This window comes from Marilutibacter spongiae (assembly GCF_014145325.1).
GTDB classification, from domain to species: Bacteria; Pseudomonadota; Gammaproteobacteria; order Xanthomonadales; family Xanthomonadaceae; genus Marilutibacter; species Marilutibacter spongiae.
In genome coordinates this window covers 24,767-41,615 of record NZ_JACHTF010000014.1, presented here as the reverse complement: position 1 = coordinate 41,615, position 16,849 = coordinate 24,767, and the positions used below count along the sequence as shown (strand labels likewise).

Below are 16,849 nucleotides of genomic sequence, written 5' to 3'. Positions count from 1 at the left end.
CATGTCGGACATCATCGAGGAAGAGGAACGGATGGGCCTGCCGCCCGGACCGGAGCCGGCGGCCAAGCCGTTCGCGCCGCCGAACATGGCGCTGGCCACGATCGGCATCTCGCTGGCGACGTTCATGCAGGTGCTGGACATCACCATCGCCAACGTGTCGCTGCCGACCATCTCCGGCAACCTGGGCGCCAGCGCCAACCAGGCGGTCTGGGTGATCACCTCGTTCGCGGTCAGCAACGCGATCGCGCTGCCGCTGACCGGTTTCATGACGCGTCGCTTCGGCGAGCGCAAGCTGTTCATGTGGGCGACCTTCGCCTTCGCGATCGCGTCCCTGCTGTGCGGCCTGGCCAGTTCGATGGGCATGCTGGTCGCCGCGCGCGCGCTGCAGGGCTTCGTCGCCGGACCGATGTACCCGGTCGCGCAGGCCCTGCTGATCTCGATCTACCCCCCGCAGAAACGCGGCCAGGCCATCGCGCTGCTGGCGATGGTCACCGTGGTCGCGCCGATCGCCGGACCGGTGCTCGGCGGCTGGATCACCGACAACTACAGTTGGGAGTGGATCTTCTTCATCAACGTGCCCATCGGCATCTTCGTCAGCCTGGTCGTGGGCAGCCAGTTGCGCGGACGCCCCGAGAAACTCGAGCGGCCCAAGATGGACTACGTGGGCCTGGCGACCCTGGTCGTCGGCGTCGGCGCGCTGCAGGTCCTGCTCGACCTGGGCAACGACGACGACTGGTTCGCCTCCACCCGCATCGTCGTGCTGGCGATCGTGGCCGTGGTCGCGCTGGCGGTGTTCGTCATCTGGGAACTCACCGAGAAGGACCCCGTCGTCGACCTGCGGCTGTTCCGCCACCGCAACTTCGCCAGCGGCACGGTGGCCCTGGTGCTGGCGTATGCCGCCTTCTTCAGCATTGGCCTGCTGGTGCCGCTGTGGCTGCAGCGCAACCTGGGTTACACGCCGATCTGGGCCGGCTTCGCCACCGCGCCGATCGGCCTGCTGCCGGTGCTGTTGACGCCGCTGGTGGGCATGTACGCCACGAAGTTCGACCTGCGCATGGTCGCCAGCCTGGCCTTCATCGCCATGGCCGTGACCTGCTTCATGCGCGCGGGCTTCAACCTCGACGTCGACTTCGAGCACGTCGCCATGGTCCAGTTGTTCCAGGGCCTGGGCGTGGCGCTGTTCTTCATGCCGGTGCTGACGATCCTGCTGTCGGACCTGGAACCGCACGAGATCGCCGCCGGCTCGGGCCTGGCCACCTTCGTGCGCACCCTGGGCGGCAGCTTCGCCGCGTCCCTGACCACCTGGGCCTGGAACCAGCGCGGTACCATCCACCACGCGCGGCTTACCGAACACATCCAGGCCGCCGACCCGGCGATCCAGCAGACCGTCGGCGCGCTGGGCCAGGGCGACCCGCAGCGCGGCGCGGTGTTGCTGAACCAGATGATCTCCCAGCAGGCCATGCAGATCGGCTTCAACGAGATCTTCCACCTGCTGGGCATCCTGTTCCTGCTCGTGATCCTGTTCGTGTGGTTCGCGCGGCCGCCGTTCGCGGCCAAGGCAGCGGGCGCCGCCGCCGGCGGGCACTGACCGGCCGGACGCGCCCCGGCCCGGCCGGGGCGCGATGGTTTCGGCGGTAATTTCCCCGCCGCGCCGATTGCGCTATACAGGGCCCCCGCCCCCGTCACGCCCGCCATGTCCGAACACGCACTCACCCTGTCCTGCCCCGACCGGCCCGGCATCGTCAACGCGGTCACCGGGGAGCTGCTGCGGCACGAGGGCAACATCCTCGACGCGCAACAGTTCGACGACGTCGAGAACGGACGCTTCTTCCTGCGTTGCGTGTTCGCGCTGCCCGAGGGTCGCTTCGATGCGTTCCAGCGCGATTTCTCCCGTCTCGCGACCCGCTTCGGCATGGACTGGACCGCGCGCGACCGCGGGGTGCCGCGACGGGTGATGTTGCTGGCCTCGAAGTTCGACCACTGCCTGGCCGACGTGCTCTATCGCTGGCGTACCGGCGAGCTGGACATGACGGTCACCGCGATCGTCTCCAACCATCCGCGCGACACCTTCCGCCACCTCGACTTCGATGGCATTCCGTTCCACCACCTGCCGGTGGGCAAGGCCAGCAAGGCGGCGCAGGAACAGGCGCTCGGCGCACTCGTGGACGCGACCGGCACCGAGCTGGTCGTCCTCGCGCGCTACATGCAGGTGCTGTCGGACGGCCTGGTCGCGCGCCTGGCCGGCCGCTGCATCAACATCCACCATTCGTTCCTGCCCAGCTTCAAGGGCGCGCGCCCGTACCACCAGGCGCATGCGCGCGGGGTCAAACTGATCGGCGCGACGGCGCATTTCGTCACCGCCGACCTGGACGAAGGGCCGATCATCGAGCAGGACACCCAGCGCGTCGGCCACCAGCACACGCCGGACGACCTGGTCCGCATCGGCCGCGACATCGAACGCCAGGTGCTGGCACGCGCCCTGCGCAACTGGCTCGACGACCGCATCCTGCTCAACGGCCACCGCACGGTGGTGTTCGGCAGCTGAGGCGATCGCGAGGAACGCGGGCTCAGGCGTGCTCGAGCGCGTCGGCCAGGCGCTCGACCGCGATGACCTGCATGTCGCCGACACGCCCCGACTTGGGTGCGTTGCCGCGCGGGACGATGGCGCGCTTGAACCCGTGCGTGGCGGCTTCCTTCAGGCGCTCCTCGCCATTGGGGACGGGGCGGATCTCGCCGGACAGCCCGACCTCGCCGAAAGCGATGGTCTGCGCGGGCAATGGCGCATCGCGCAGGCTCGACAGCACCGCCAGCAGCACCGGCAGGTCGGCGGCGGTTTCCTGCACGCGGATGCCGCCGACCACGTTGACGAACACGTCCTGGTCGCCAACGCCGACGCCACCGTGTCGGTGCAGGACCGCCAGCAGCATCGCCAGGCGGTTGCCTTCCATGCCCACCGCGACGCGACGCGGATTGGACAGCGGCGAGGCATCCACCAGCGCCTGCACCTCGACCAGCAGCGGCCGGGTGCCCTCGCGGGTCACCATGACGCAACTGCCGGGCTGCGGTTCGCGGCTGCCGGACAGGAAGATCGCCGAGGGGTTGGGGACTTCGCGCAGGCCCTTGTCGCCCATCGCGAACACGCCCAGCTCGTTGACCGCCCCGAAGCGGTTCTTGAAGGCACGCAGCACCCGGAAGCGGCTGCCGCTCTCGCCCTCGAAATACAGCACCGCGTCGACCATGTGCTCGAGCACGCGCGGTCCGGCGATGCCGCCCTCCTTGGTGACGTGGCCGACCAGGAACACCGCGGTGCCGGTTTCCTTGGCGTAGCGGACCAGGCGCGCGGCGCTCTCGCGCACCTGGCTGACCGAGCCCGGGGCGGCGGCCAGCGACTCGGTCCACAGGGTCTGCACCGAATCGGCCACGATCAGTCGCGGCTGGCGGTCGGCGGCCTGCTCGAGGATCTTCTCGATCGAGGTCTCGGCCAGGGCATCGACGCCGTCCAGCGGCAGGTCCAGGCGCGCACCGCGGCCGGCCACCTGCGACAGCGACTCCTCGCCGGTCACGTAGAGCGACGGCAGCGTGGCCGCCATCTTCGCCACCGCCTGCAGCAACAGGGTCGACTTGCCGATGCCCGGATCGCCGCCGACCAGCACGACCGCCCCATGCACGAGGCCGCCGCCGAGGACGCGGTCGAGCTCGCCGATGCCCGTCGACACGCGCGCGGCTTCGGTGTGGCGGACGTCCTTGAGCGCGGTCACGCGGGGGGGATCGACCTTGCCGGCCCAACTGCTGCGCCGCGAGGCCGCGCCCTTGGCGACGGCCGCGGCCGGCTCCACGACGAATTCGCCCAGGGTGTTCCAGGCACCGCAATCGGCGCACTGGCCCTGCCACTTGTTGTGGTCCGATCCGCACTCCGAGCAGACGTAGGCCACGCGGGCCTTGGCCTTGCCGGACGGCTTGGCGGACGATCGGGGCGATGGCGTCGACATGGGCGGTTCGATCGAAGGAGAGGCCTTCACTTTACCCGCCCCTGGTCGCACGCCGCGAGATCGCGCGCGGCCGGCATTCGCTCGGCTAGACTCGTCGCTGCCCGTCCCGCGCCCGAACGAGTGCCGCCATGCCTCTGCCGCCCTTCCACCTTGCGATCCCGGTCGACGACCTGCGGGCGGCGCGCCGCTTCTATGGCGAGGTGTTCGGCTGCCGCGAGGGCCGCAGCGCCGCGCAATGGGTCGACTTCGACTTCTTCGGCCACCAGTTGGTGATCCACGAAGCCCCCGCGCGCGCCGAAGCGGCCCACCGCAACCCGGTGGATGGCCAGGCGGTACCGGTGCCCCATTTCGGCGTGGTGCTGGCATGGGAGGACTGGGAAGCCCTCGCCGAGCGGCTGCGCGGACGCGGCGTCGCGTTCGTGATCGAGCCGGGCATCCGCTTCCGCGGCGAAGTCGGCGAGCAGGCGACGATGTTCCTGCTCGATCCATGCGGCAACGCCCTCGAGTTCAAGGCGTTCCGCGATATCGACCAGTTGTTCGCCACCCCGCAGGGAGATGGGGCCGAGCCGCGCGCATCCGGCCGGCGCTAGACTCGGTTCATGATGCCGGCCTTCCGACCGGCCGCGAGGGAGACGCCCATGGCGATGACGCCGATCTCGATGACGACGTCCGTGCGCGGCCTGCGCGCGGCCGCCTGCGTGTTCGGCCTTGCCCTGGCCATCGCGGGCTGTCGCCACGCACCCGCCGACGCGACGGACGCACCATCGCGCTTCGTGGTCGTGCGGCATGCCGAGAAGCTGCCGGCCCGGTCCGACGCCGATACCGACCCCGCGCTCACGGCGGCCGGGCTGGTGCGGGCCGATCGCCTGGCACGCTCGCTTCGGGACGCGGACGTGGTCGCGGTGTACGCGACCGCATACCGGCGTACGCAGCAGACCGCGGCGCCCACGGCGGCGGCGCATGGCCTCACCGTCCTGCCCTACGAGGCGCGCGTCCCGGCCGCCGACTTCGCCCGCCAGCTCCGGGGCCGCCACCCAGGCGGCACGGTGCTCGTGGTCGGCCACAGCAACACGGTCCCGGGGATCGTGGCGGCGCTGTGCGGCTGCCCGGTACCGCCGATGAGCGAAGCCGAGTACGACCACCGCTACTACGTAGAGTTCGACGCCGGCGGCACCCCACGCATGTCGGACCGCCCGCTCTCGCCCTGAACCACGCGACGGCAACGCAGCGTTGCACCGGTTCGCTCCCGGCGTCACGCCTGGGATGCGATCCTCGTCCCCCCCCTCCCAAACGAGCGCAGGCCCATGAGCACGATCATCGCCCCCCGCGTCCATGACCTCGGCGGCTTCCAGGTACGCCGCGCGGTGCCGAGCCTGAAGGCGCGCAGCGTGGGACCCTTCGTCTTCGTCGACCACATGGGACCGGCGACCTTCCAGCCGGGACAGGGCGTCGACGTAAGGCCCCACCCCCACATCGGGCTGGCCACGGTGACCTTCCTGTGGTCGGGCTGCATCAACCATCGCGACACCCTCGGCAGCGACCAGGACATCCGGCCCGGCGACGTCAACTGGATGACCGCCGGGCGTGGCATCGCACACTCCGAGCGGACCCCGGCGATCCTGCGGGAAGGCGAGCACCCGCTGCACGGCATGCAGACATGGGTGGCGCTGCCCCTGCCCGACGAGGAGACCGCGCCGGCCTTCCACCACCATGCCGCCGACAGCCTGCCCCAGCTGCGGCATGACGGCCGCTGGCTGCGCATCGTCGCCGGCCGCGGCTACGGCGGGGAGTCCCCGGTGAAGGTCTTCGCCGACACCCTGTACGTGGCGATCGACCTGGACCCGGAGGCGGAAATGTTCCTGGAGGCCAGCCACCCGGAACGCGCGCTCTACGTCCTCGAGGGTGATGCCCAGCTCGACGGCACCGACATCCCCGACAAGCACCTGGTGGTGCTCGAGCCCGGCAGCCGCCCGCGCCTGCGCGCGCGCAGCCCCCTCAAGGCCATGCTGCTGGGCGGCGAACCGCTCGACCGCCCCCGCCACATGTGGTGGAACTTCGTGTCCAGTTCGCAGGAGCGGATCGAGCAGGCCAAGGAGGACTGGGTGGCCGGTCGTTTCGGCCGGATCGAGGGCGACGACGAGTTCATCCCGTTGCCCGACCGGTAAGGCAGGGTCGTAACATCTGAAACAATATCCGGGAAAATTTGTCAATCCCCTCAGAGTGTTTTATGGTCGGGTTGTGATCACCGGCCTGTTTTGGCCCTACAGGGGGGAATCCAGATGACGACGACGAGGGGAGTCCTGTTGCTCTGCGCGCTGGGGTTGGGCGCATGGAGCCAGGCGAATGCACAGACGGCGGCCGAAGGCTGCCCCATCCTGCCCGCAAGCACGGGCCTGACCTGGGAATACAGCAGCGCCGGGGATGCGGACTTCTGCCGCGCCCTGCGCGAGGACGGCTCGGAAGCCTTCGGGATGTACATCAGCAAGAAGCCGGGCTTCGAGCCCAAGCGCAGCGATCGCGAGGAAGAGGGGCGCGTCGATGGGCAGCAGATCCACTGGTATCGCAGCGAGCTGGCGGGCAAGCCCGACATCATCGCGCGCGAGACCCTGGTGAAGGTCGGGCGCGACCGCACGGCGCACATCTGGGTGCAGGCCGAATCGCAGGATCGCCTGAACCAGGCGTTGCAGGCGACCCAGCTGCTGCAGTTCCCGAGCGCGCAGCTCACCAGCAACTGAGCCAGTCACCACCGCAACGCATCGAAAGCCGCTCCCGCCGGGGCGGCTTTTTTTTCGCGCCCCAGCCAGCGTGCAAGCGCGTTGGGTGTCGTGGTCGCCTCCAGCTTTCACGATGGGTTGCGCGAAGCGAAACCCATCGTGCGTCGTGGCCACGGGCCATGGTGGGTATCGCCTTCGGCTCGACCCTCCCTACGACGACGCTGCAGCCGGCCCCCTCCGGCATCCCACACGAACCGTCATTCGAGCGAGTGCTGGAATCCAGCACCGTAGGATGGGTAGCGCGAAGCAAACCCCATCGTGCGTCTTGCGTGCAATCCCGCGACGGTGGGTTTCGCCTTTGGCTCTACCCACCCTACGAGGCGTTGCTGTTGCCGTTGCCGTTGATCTTGACTTTGACCTCCGCGACCTTGAGGCCGCCGAGCACCGCAGGCCAAGGCGGCCGCCTGCATCGTCACGCCATGAACACACCAAGCTCACACGGCCTCTAGTTTCATCCTGAACGGTGGCCAAACATGTTGGCTTCTTCGGGAGGACAGGACCATGATCAAGCGACTGGGTGCGGAGTTCATCGGTACGTTCTGGCTGGTGCTGGGTGGCTGCGGCAGTGCCGTGCTCGCAGCGAATTTCGGCGGGGACGGCAACCCCCTGGGCATCGGCTTCCTGGGCGTCGCGTTCGCGTTCGGCCTGACGGTGCTCACCGGCGCCTATGCGCTGGGCCATATCTCGGGCGGGCACTTCAACCCCGCCGTCAGTTTCGGACTCTGGGCCGGTGGCCGCTTCCCGGCCCGCGACCTGGCGCTCTACATCGTCGCCCAGGTACTGGGCGGTCTGTTCGCGGGCTTCATCCTCTGGCAGATCGCCAGCGGGTCGGCGGCCTTCGCACCCGACCCGGCGGCAGCGGGCAACTTCGCCAGCAACGGCTACGGAGGCCTCTCGCCGGGCGGCTACAGCGTGGCCGCCGCCTTCCTCTGCGAGGTGGTGATGACCGCCATGTTCCTGGTGATCATCATGGGCGCGACGCACAGCCGCGCGCCGGTGGGCTTCGCGCCGATCGCGATCGGCCTGGGCCTGACCCTGATCCACCTGATCAGCATCCCGGTCACCAACACCTCGGTGAACCCGGCGCGTTCGACCGGCGTGGCGCTGTTCGCGGGCAGCGGCGCGATTTCGCAACTGTGGTTGTTCTGGCTGGCGCCGATCCTCGGCGGGCTCCTGGGCGGCATGCTCTACCGCTGGCTGGGACCCGAGCGCCCGGACGTGGTCGGCGGCGCCTGATCACCCGCACCGGGGATGGCGAAGGCCGCGCAGCGCGGCCTTCGTCCCGGTTCAATCCACCTGATGCGCCGCGGCGCGCGTCTTGCCCTCGGCCTTCAGCGCGCGGACGAAATCCCCCAACGCCGGCTTCAACTGTTGCAGCAAAGCGTCCTGGCGATTGCGCAGCACCGCTTCGCCCAGCAGCTTGAGGCCCAGGGCGAACGCCGCCGCCTCGTCTGCAGTGCCGAAACGACCGGAGGCGCGCTGGCGCTCGACGATCTCGAAGATGTCGTCGTGGTTGCCGTCCTCGAACACCAGCGGCGGATGCACCTGGCCCTCCGCACGCGGGTGGGCCAGGTGCTCGAGCGTGACGCGGTAACGATGCTCGCGAAGCGCCATCAGAAGCGCCCCTCCTGGAAGTCGATGAAGGCCTGCATGATCTCCTGCCGGCTGTTCATGACGAACGGCCCGTGGCGGACCACGGGTTCGCGCAGCGGACGCCCCGCGACGAGGATCAGGCGCGAAGGCGCGTCGACGGCCTGCAGCACGACACGCTCGCCGCCCCCGAGCACGGCCAGGGTCTGTCCCGGCAGCTCGCGGGCGTCCTCGCCCTCGCCCAGTCGCACGCTGCCTTCGAAGGCATAGGCGAAAGCGCTGTGCCCCGCCGGCAGCTCGTACGCCCAGGAAGCCCCGGCCTCCAGCGCGATGTCGAGGTACACCGGGTCGGTCGCCGGCTGGGCGATCGGACCGGAGATGCCGTCGACCTCGCCGGCGATCACCTTCACCACGACGCCGGGCGCCGGTGCAAGCGATGGGATCCGCTCCGGCGCGAACTCCTGGTAGCGCGGTGCGATCATCTTGTCGCGCGCGGGCAGGTTGACCCACAGCTGGAAGCCGCGCATCCGCCCTTCTTCCTGCTCGGGCATCTCCGAGTGCACCAGGCCGCGGCCAGCGGTCATCCACTGCACGCTGCCGGGCACGAGCACGCCCTCGTTGCCGTGGTTGTCCTTGTGCCGCATGCGCCCGTCGAGCATGTAGGTCACGGTCTCGAAGCCACGGTGCGGGTGGTCGGGGAAGCCGGCGAGGTAGTCCTCGGGCTTGTCGGTGCCGAATTCGTCCAGCAGCAGGAACGGATCGAGGTCGGGCAGCATGGGGCTGCCGATGACGCGGGTGAGGCGCACGCCGGCGCCGTCCGAGGCCGCCTGGCCCCGGACCAGGCGGCTGGGATGCGCATTGCGGCTGGCAGTGGCTTGGGTGGACATGGTCTTGCCCTCGTGTCATGCGCCGGGATCGGCTGACGACAAGGATGCGCGCGAATGCCGCGTCCGGTCGCTGCATGTCGGCAGCGATTCGTTCCAATAACGGAACAATACCAAAGCGACGCGGACAACAAGTGCGGAAATGCCTCCAATGAAGTGGGGAACGGTCGGGTCGACCGGCGCGGGGGCCCTCAGCAGCCGAAGGCCTATCGGCCGCCGGCCTCGAAGTCGCGAAGGTCGAGGTCGAGCCACGTGGCCCGCGTAAGCGAAGCGCCCCGAGGCCCCGATTCCAACGCCCCAGGATGGGCAGGGCCGAAGGCGGCCCTCAGCGGCGACGGAGCCGCCAGCAGCGGTGGATGCGGCTGTTGCGCTCGAAATCGGGCGGGAGTGTCTCGGGGCTGATTTCTTCGCAATGGGCGAAGGCCGCGATCGCCTCGTCGTCCATGCGGAAGCGGCGGAAGTTGTTCGAGAAGTACGCCACGCCGTCCGGCGCAAGGTGCTCGACCACCCCGCGCAGCAGGCGGACGTGCTCGGCCTGGATGTCGAAGTCCTGGGCGCGCTTGGAGTTGGAGAACGTGGGCGGATCGCAGAAGACCAGGTCGTACTCGCCGCGGCTGGCCTCCAGCCACTCCATCACGTCGGCCTGGACCAGTTGGTGCCGGCGTCCGCCGATGCCGTTGGCGGCCAGGTTGTCGGCGCACCATTGCAGGTAGGTCGCCGAGAGATCGACGGTGGTGGTCGCGCGCGCGCCGCCCACCGCGGCCTGGACGGTGGCCGCGCCGGTGTAGCCGAACAGGTTCAGGAAGCGCGTGTCATCGGCCTCCTCGAACAAGCGCATGCGCAGCGGGCGGTGGTCGAGGAACAAGCCGGTGTCGAGGTAGTCGAACAGGTTCACGCGCAGACGCGCCTCGCCCTCGCGCACCGGCAGGAACTCGCCGCGCGAGTCGAAGGCGCCGTACTTGCTGCCGCCCTTCCCGCGCGCGCGCGTCTTCAGCGCCAGCTGTTCGCGCGGCACTTCGAAGACTTCGCGCGCGGCGGCCATCAGTTCGTTGCGACGGCGGCGCTGGTCGGCCTCGGGAATCGTCGCCGGCGCCGCGTACTCCTGGACATGCAGGAAGGTGCGCGATGGCGACTCGTCGGTCTCGTAGACGTCGATGGCGGCCGCGTACTCGGGCAGGTCGGCATCGTAGGCGCGGAAGCAGGTGATGCCTTCCTGCCGTCGCCACGCCTTGAGCTTGCGCAGGTTGCGGCGCAGGCGGTTGGCCACCATCCGCGCGCCTTCGTCGAGTTCGGGTCGCGCCTCGACGACGCGCTGCGGCGGCGCCACCGGGTCGACGGCGATCAGGCTGCATTCGATCGCGCCATTGAACAGCTGGTACACCTTCGCCGCGCGCAGGCCGGTGGCGCGCGCCAGTTCGGCGTCGCCGCAGAGCAGGCTGGCCCGCCAGGCCGGCACGGCGCGGCGCAGCGCGTCGCCCAGCGCGCGATACAGCGCGGGGTCGGCCGCCAGGCGCGCGTCGTAGGGCGGATTGCAGACCACCAGGCCACGCACCGCCGGATGCGCGGGCAGGCGTTCGATGTCGGCGTGGTCCCAGGCGATCATTCCCGTCAGGCCGGCGAGCGAGGCATTGTCGCGCGCGGCGCGGATCGCCGCCGGATCGCTGTCGCTGCCGAAGAAGCAAGGCCGCAATGCGTTCATCCCGGCCGCCTCGCGCTGGCGCGCCTCGTCGAACAGGCGCTTCCACGCATCGACGTCGAAGCCGCGCCAGCGCGTCGGCCGCAACGCCCCGTAACGCGACAGGCCGGGCGCGGCGTCGGCCGCCATCAACGCACCTTCGATCACCAGGGTGCCGCTGCCGCACATCGGGTCGAGCAGCGCGCCGCCCTCGGCGTGGATCCTGGGCCACTGCCCGCGCAGGAGCACGGCCGCGGCCAGGGTTTCCTTCAGCGGTGCTTCGCCCTGGTGCTGGCGCCAGCCGCGGCGGTGCAGCGGACCGCCGCCCAGGTCGACCGAGAGGATCGCCCGGCCCTTGCGGATGACGAGGTTCAGGCGCAGGTCGGGCGCGTCCAGGTCGACGTCCGGACGTTGCCCGCTGGCCTCGCGCATCACGTCGACGACGGCGTCCTTGACCCGTTGCGCCGCGTAGCGCTCATGGGTGATCGCATCGCCCGACACGTGCGCATCGACCGCCAGGCTGTGCCCCGGCTCGAGGTGCGCGGTCCAGTCGATCGAGCGTACGCCCGCGTAAAGCGCCGCTTCGTCGGCGCAATCGAATTCCAGCAGCGGCCACAGCACGCGACTGGCCAGGCGCGACCACAGCACGGCGCGCTGCGCATCGACCAGGCGTCCGACGGCATTGACGCCGGCGACGGTGGCCTTGGCGCTCTCGCAGCCCAGGGCGGCCAGCTCGTCGGCCAGGAGGTATTCCAGCCCCTTGCCGCAACTGGCGAAGAAACGCGTGGGCACGGAGGCGTCGCTCATGCGTGCCGGGACCGTCCCAGCGACGCCAGCAGCGCGGCGAAGGCATCCGCGCTCGCGTCCACGTGCGAGGCCAGGCGATGGCTGTCGTCGACCAGCAACAGGCGCGCGCGCCGGGGCTGCGCCCAGGCGACCACGTCGCTGGCGGGGATGAGTTCGTCGTGCCAGCCATGGATGATGGAGGTCGGCACGTCGGCGGCCTCCAGGCGCGGAGCGTGGCCCATCTGCACCGGCGGTGCCATCAGGAACAGGCCGGCGACCGGCAACAGCGTCGACGCACGCCCGGATATCCACGCGCCCAGGCTCGAGCCGGCCAGCACCAGCGGGCCGCGCGACGCGGCGGCATGGGCCAGGCCGAGCAGGCGCTGCAGGCGGGCCGCGACGTCACCCAGTTCGCTGACCTCGCGGCGGGCGTCCAGGTCGGTGTAGTCGGGGCGGTCGTGGGTCCAGCCCAGGTGTTCGGCCGCCTCGGCAAGCGCGGTGACCTTGGTCGCGTCGGGGCCGCTTTCGAAGCCGTGCGACAGGATGCAGTGTCCGCGCATGTTCAGCTGCCCTCGCCCACGGCGGCGGCCGGCAGCGCCTCGACCGCGTCGCCCAGGCGCAGCTCGCCGCCTTCGACGATACGCGCGCACAGGCCGCCCATGCCGCGCATGGCGTTGTAGCCGCCCGCGCCCAGCGCATCTTCCATGCGCGAACACGGATCGCAGGGTTCGGTGCCTTCCAGCACGGCGTCGCCGATGCGGAAGCGCCGTCCCTTCAATGCGACCAACGGGATTCCGGAGACCACCACGTTGCGGCGCAGGGTGGCCGGCGGCACGGTGTCGTGCCCGGCCAGCGCGGCGATCGCCGGCAGGTGTTCGGCCTGGATGAGGGTCAGGCCGCGCTTGCCGCTGCCGCCGGCGTAGCGGTCGCCGACCAGGCCGACGCCCTCGACGGCCCGGGCCTGGGCGACGGCCTCCATCGGCACGTCGCGGGCCGGGCGCAGGCCGATCCATTCGACCCGACCGGCCCGGGGCAGGCGGGCCATCAGCTGGCCCAGGGGGGAATCGGCGGGAGGCAGTTTCATGCGGGGCTCGTGGCTGGGCCGGCGGCGCGACCGGCGCGCGGCGGAGACGGTGGCGAATGGTAGCATCCGGGCCATGCCCGCCCCGCCGATCGTCCACTCGCCCCTGCCCTACGAGAGCCGCTTGCAGGCCCGTGACCGGGCCGCGATCGACCTCGTGGTGATCCACTGCACCGAACTGCCCGACCTGGCGACCGCGCGCGAGTTCGGCGAGCAGGTCCACTATGCCGGTAGTGGCACGGGCAACAGCGGGCACTTCTACATCGACCGCGACGGCAGCGTGCACCAGTACGTCGACATCGGCCGCGTCGCCCACCACACGCGCGGCCACAACGCCCGCTCGATCGGCATCGAGCTGGTCAACACCGGGCGCTGGCCGAATTGGCTGGACGCAGGTCACCAGGCCATGGACGAGCCCTATGGCGAGGCACAGATCGACGCCCTGCTGGGACTGCTGGAGTCGCTGCGCGGGCAACTCCCCGGCCTGGCCTGGATCGCCGGGCACGAGGACCTGGACACGACCGAGGTCGAGGCCCGCGACGACCCCGCCCGGCGCGTGCGACGCAAGCGCGACCCGGGCCCTCTTTTCCCCTGGGCGACCGTAGTACCGGCCTGTGGCCTGCAGCGCCAGGCCTGAGCGCCCGGCCCCGGGCCCCCGCCCGATCCTGTCGCGCCGTGCAGGGCGCGCGCGGGTCGCCCGCTATACTGGCCCGCCCTGACCGCCGACGCCCGCGCATGAGCTCTGCCGTATCCGAACTGATCGAACTGCTGTCGCTGGAGCGCCTGGAGGACAACCTGTTCCGCGGCCAGAGCCGCGACATCGGTACCAAGTACGTGTTCGGCGGCCAGGTCCTGGGCCAGGCCCTGTCGGCCGCGCAGGCGACCATGCAGGACCCGCGCGCGGCGCACTCGCTGCATGCCTACTTCCTGAAGGCAGGCGACATCCGCGCGCCGATCGTCTACCAGGTCGACCGCACGCGCGATGGCGGCAGCTTCTCGGTACGCCGGGTCACCGCGATCCAGCATGGCCAGCCGATCTTCTTCCTCGCCGCTTCGTTCCAGAAGCGGGAGGACGGCGCAACGCACCAGTTGTCCATGCCCGAGGTCCCCAAGCCCGAGGACATCGCGCCGGCGCCCGCGGTGCCCGACGAGGTGATGAAGACGCTGCCCACCAAGATCCAGCGCTGGCTCTCGCGCGGCGGCCCGTTCGAGTTCCGCCACGTCTACCCGCGCGACGAACTGCAGCCGCCGAAGCGACCGCCCTACCAGCAGGTGTGGTTCCGCCTGGCGGAAAAGGTCGACGACGCGCCCGAACTGCACCGGGCCCTGCTCGCCTACGCCTCGGATTTCCACCTGCTCGGCACGGCCACGTTCCCGCACGGCATCAGTTACTACCAGCCCAACGTGCAGATGGCCTCGCTCGACCACGCCTTGTGGTTCCACCGCCCGTTCCGGGCCGACGACTGGCTGCTGTATTCGATCGACAGCCCCAGCGCGCAGGCCGGTCGTGGCCTTGCACGCGGCCAGATCTTCGATCGCGAAGGCCGCCTGGTCGCCAGCACCGCGCAGGAGGGCCTGATCCGCGTGGTCGAGGACGCGGCCGCCGCCCAGCACGTCCCGGCGAAGCGCTGAACCATGCGCCAGGTATTCAGCAGCCCCCGCCTCGAGAACGTCGAAGCCGTCGCCCAGGTCCTGTCCGAGGCCGGCATCGAGGTCCGCATCACCGATGGCCGCTCGTACCGTGGCAATCGTCGCGGCAACTTCAGCTATGGCGACACCAGCGGGCCGAAGGCGGCGGTCTGGGTCGTCCAGTCGGGCGACCAGGTCCGTGCCCGCGAGATCCTCCGCGAGGCAGGACTGATCGACTCCACCCGCCAGCGCGACAGCTTCGTGGCGAACTTCCGCGAGCCGGAAGCGGCGGCCGGCGGCGGCGACGCCCGGCAGCGCCGCGTGGTCCGCATCAAGTACGCGATGCTGGTGGTGCTGCTGATCGCCGCCGGCGCGCTGACCGTGCACATGGTCCGCAACCGGCCCCAGGCGACCGGCGCGGCGATCAGCACGCCGATGAACCCGCAACCGCTGCCCGAGCGGCAGGAAGCACGCGAGCCCTTCGACGGCAGCATCCAGCCCACCCTCACGGCGATCGCCGAGGCCGTCTTCGCGCACGAGCTGGGCGATGTCAGGCTCGACATCGCGTGCATGTCGGTCGATGGCCACGACGCACCCGCACCGCTGATCGAGACCGTGCAGGCGCAGCTGGGCGACACGGGCCTCCAGCTGGTGTCCTCGTCCAACTGCGAGCGCATCGCCGACGAGGACCCGGGCAGCCGCCACCGCGCGAGCGGCCGTCCGGCGATGCTGGTCGACGTGGGGCGCTTCCGGGCGCATGCGGCCGACGCCGGCGAGGTGGAGTACACCGCCTACCACCATCGCCTGTTCGCGACCTACCGCACCCTCGAGGTGCGGCGCATCGATGGCCGCTGGCAGGTCGTGAAGGTGCTGCGCGGCGCGTCGATCTGAATCCAGTCGGGCGCGGCGGTCACATTTCCTGCGCCGCCCCGTCATGCATGGGCAGGTCACATGATTGCGCCTCGCGCACCGGAGTTCGCATGCCCGCCCTGCCCCCCTTCCGTTCCCGCGCCGCCGACACGCTCTGTAGGCTTGCCTGGAGCACGCTGGCCGTCTTCCTGCTGGTCCTGGGGCTGGGCCCCTGGCGCTCGGCCGATGCAGCGTGGCCGCCCCTGGCGGTCATGGTCGTCGTCGCCTGGCCGCGCATCGCCCGGGCGCTGGCGGATGCGCGGCGCGGCGAACGCTGAGAGACTGCCGACATGTCCGCTCTCCTCTCATCGGTGGATGCGCGCGCCGGCGTCGACCGCCAGCTCGAGCCCCTGCTCGAGGCCGCCCGCGGCGGCGACCGCGATGCGTTCGCCCGCGTCGTCTCGCTTTGCCAGAACTCGGTGACCGCCATCGCGCTTTCGATCGTGCGGGACGTGCCCGCCAGCGAGGACATCGCCCAGGACGCCTTCCTCAGCGCTTGGATGAACCTGAGACGGCTGCAGAACCCGGCCAGCTTCCTGCCCTGGCTGCGCCAGATCACCCGCAACCTCGCGCGCGACCACCTGCGTGCAGGCAGGAGTCGCCCGCGACCGGTGGACGACGCCGAGGCCGTCATTGCCCAGGTCGCCGATCCTGGACCCGACCCCTGCCTTCGCCTGCTCGATGACGAACGACGCGCTGCGATCGAGGAGCTGATCGCGGCCCTGCCCGACGACAGTCGCGAGATCCTGCTGCTGTACTACCGGGAAGGACAGCGCTCACGCCATGTCGCCGACCTGCTCGGGCTGAGCGATGCCGCCGTGCGCAAGCGCCTGTCGCGGGCGCGCGCCACGGTCCGGCGCGACCTGCTGGAGCGCTTCGCAGAACTTGCCCGCGACACCGCGCCGTCGGCGGCGTTCACGACCGTGGTGGCCGGTGCGCTTGCGATGGCAAGTCCACCGGCCGCGGCATTCGGCATCCTCGGCGCGGCGGCGGCCGGAGGATCGAAGACCACGTTCCTGCAGGTCGTGCTGGGGGCCGCCGGTAGCATCGCGTTCGGTGCGATCGCGGCACTCACGGGCATCTGGCTGGGCCTGCGTGCGCAACTGAAGGGCGCCCTGGACGCCGCCGAACGCCTGGCCCTGGTCCGCAGCGCCGTCGTATGCGCATTGGCCTCGGTCGGCTTCGTGGTCGCGATCACCCTCGTCGCGGCAAGGGACAGGGGGTGGTTGTGGCCTACCGTGATGACGCTGCTGTTCATGGGCACCGTGTTCTGGCAGTCGATGGTGGTGCAACCGCGCGCCATGCGCCGCCGGCATGCCCGCGAGGCGGCGCTCGATCCCGAAGCGGCCGCCCGTGACAGGCGGCGCGAACGCCTGCGCGCGCGCTTCGGCCTAGGCCTCGGCCTCGTGGGCGGACTGGGAGGCCTTCTCGCGGGCCTCGTGGCCTCGGGCCGCCTGTGAACCGGGGGGAGACGACCCGGTCACGTTTTCCGCCGGGCCTCGTCAGGGGGGCGAGGATGCGCGGCCACGGCG

At 70.6% G+C, this 16,849-nt stretch carries 18 protein-coding genes; 12 read left to right on the top strand and 6 right to left on the bottom strand.

Translation table 11 applies throughout. The annotated features are described in order from the left end of the window. Position 1 precedes the first annotated feature (1 nt). A complete protein-coding gene (locus H4F98_RS12640; protein ID WP_182688204.1) occupies positions 2–1,588 on the top strand; it encodes a DHA2 family efflux MFS transporter permease subunit in 1,587 nt (528 codons plus the stop codon). Positions 1,589–1,693: 105 nt separating this feature from the next. Continuing rightward, positions 1,694–2,545, top strand: coding sequence for a formyltetrahydrofolate deformylase (gene purU / locus H4F98_RS12635; protein WP_182688203.1), 852 nt, complete (start codon positions 1,694–1,696; stop codon positions 2,543–2,545). A 22-nt stretch (positions 2,546–2,567) separates the two neighbouring features. Here purU and radA read toward each other — a convergent pair whose 3' ends face one another. Further along, on the bottom strand, positions 2,568–3,989 hold the full coding sequence (gene radA, locus H4F98_RS12630; protein WP_182688202.1) for a DNA repair protein RadA: 1,422 nt from the start codon (positions 3,987–3,989) through the stop codon (positions 2,568–2,570). Between the two features lie 128 nt (positions 3,990–4,117). Between radA and H4F98_RS12625 the strand changes: the two genes are divergently transcribed. The 5 genes from H4F98_RS12625 (at position 4,118) to aqpZ (ending at position 7,999) form a co-directional block, all read left to right on the top strand. Then, positions 4,118–4,579, top strand: coding sequence for a VOC family protein (locus tag H4F98_RS12625; protein ID WP_182688201.1), 462 nt, complete (start codon positions 4,118–4,120; stop codon positions 4,577–4,579). A 48-nt stretch (positions 4,580–4,627) separates the two neighbouring features. Beyond that, entirely contained in the window at positions 4,628–5,197 is a 570-nt protein-coding gene (locus H4F98_RS12620) for a phosphoglycerate mutase family protein (RefSeq protein ID WP_182688200.1), read from the top strand. Between the two features lie 96 nt (positions 5,198–5,293). Then, positions 5,294–6,154 (top strand): pirin family protein, encoded by an 861-nt coding sequence (locus H4F98_RS12615; protein ID WP_182688199.1) that lies wholly within the window; start codon positions 5,294–5,296, stop codon positions 6,152–6,154. Positions 6,155–6,268: 114 nt separating this feature from the next. After that, complete coding sequence (locus H4F98_RS12610; RefSeq protein ID WP_182688198.1) at positions 6,269–6,724, top strand: hypothetical protein; 456 nt, start codon at positions 6,269–6,271, stop codon at positions 6,722–6,724. A gap of 540 nt (positions 6,725–7,264) precedes the next feature. Next, on the top strand, positions 7,265–7,999 hold the full coding sequence (gene aqpZ / locus H4F98_RS12605) for an aquaporin Z (protein ID WP_182688197.1): 735 nt from the start codon (positions 7,265–7,267) through the stop codon (positions 7,997–7,999). A gap of 51 nt (positions 8,000–8,050) precedes the next feature. On the opposite strand, the gene H4F98_RS12600 is transcribed toward aqpZ, so the two are convergent. The 5 genes from H4F98_RS12600 to H4F98_RS12580 form a co-directional block, all read right to left on the bottom strand. After that, entirely contained in the window at positions 8,051–8,377 is a 327-nt protein-coding gene (locus tag H4F98_RS12600) for a DUF3861 domain-containing protein (RefSeq protein WP_182688196.1), read from the bottom strand. Further along, positions 8,377–9,240, bottom strand: a complete 864-nt coding sequence (locus H4F98_RS12595; protein WP_182688195.1) for a pirin family protein — start codon at positions 9,238–9,240, stop codon at positions 8,377–8,379. The genes H4F98_RS12600 and H4F98_RS12595 overlap by 1 nt, the downstream gene beginning before the upstream one ends. A gap of 322 nt (positions 9,241–9,562) precedes the next feature. Beyond that, complete coding sequence (gene rlmKL / locus H4F98_RS12590) at positions 9,563–11,719, bottom strand: bifunctional 23S rRNA (guanine(2069)-N(7))-methyltransferase RlmK/23S rRNA (guanine(2445)-N(2))-methyltransferase RlmL (protein WP_182688194.1); 2,157 nt, start codon at positions 11,717–11,719, stop codon at positions 9,563–9,565. After that, positions 11,716–12,258 (bottom strand): alpha/beta hydrolase, encoded by a 543-nt coding sequence (locus tag H4F98_RS12585; RefSeq protein WP_182688193.1) that lies wholly within the window; start codon positions 12,256–12,258, stop codon positions 11,716–11,718. Before H4F98_RS12585 ends, rlmKL begins: the two co-directional genes overlap by 4 nt. A gap of 2 nt (positions 12,259–12,260) precedes the next feature. Next, positions 12,261–12,782 carry an MOSC domain-containing protein gene (locus H4F98_RS12580; RefSeq protein WP_182688191.1) on the bottom strand — a complete coding sequence of 174 codons (522 nt, stop codon included), beginning with the start codon at positions 12,780–12,782 and terminating at the stop codon, positions 12,261–12,263. A gap of 73 nt (positions 12,783–12,855) precedes the next feature. Here H4F98_RS12580 and H4F98_RS12575 point away from each other — a divergent pair, with 73 nt between their 5' ends. From H4F98_RS12575 to H4F98_RS12555, 5 genes are all read left to right on the top strand, one after another. Beyond that, positions 12,856–13,416, top strand: a complete 561-nt coding sequence (locus tag H4F98_RS12575; RefSeq protein WP_182688189.1) for an N-acetylmuramoyl-L-alanine amidase — start codon at positions 12,856–12,858, stop codon at positions 13,414–13,416. Positions 13,417–13,514: 98 nt separating this feature from the next. Beyond that, a complete protein-coding gene (gene tesB, locus H4F98_RS12570; RefSeq protein ID WP_182688188.1) occupies positions 13,515–14,411 on the top strand; it encodes an acyl-CoA thioesterase II in 897 nt (298 codons plus the stop codon). A gap of 3 nt (positions 14,412–14,414) precedes the next feature. Further along, positions 14,415–15,299 carry a hypothetical protein gene (locus H4F98_RS12565; protein WP_182688186.1) on the top strand — a complete coding sequence of 295 codons (885 nt, stop codon included), beginning with the start codon at positions 14,415–14,417 and terminating at the stop codon, positions 15,297–15,299. 89 nt (positions 15,300–15,388) lie between these two features. Next, positions 15,389–15,595 carry a hypothetical protein gene (locus H4F98_RS12560; protein ID WP_182688184.1) on the top strand — a complete coding sequence of 69 codons (207 nt, stop codon included), beginning with the start codon at positions 15,389–15,391 and terminating at the stop codon, positions 15,593–15,595. A 12-nt stretch (positions 15,596–15,607) separates the two neighbouring features. Continuing rightward, positions 15,608–16,777, top strand: coding sequence for an RNA polymerase sigma factor (locus H4F98_RS12555; RefSeq protein WP_182688182.1), 1,170 nt, complete (start codon positions 15,608–15,610; stop codon positions 16,775–16,777). Positions 16,778–16,849 lie beyond the last annotated feature (72 nt).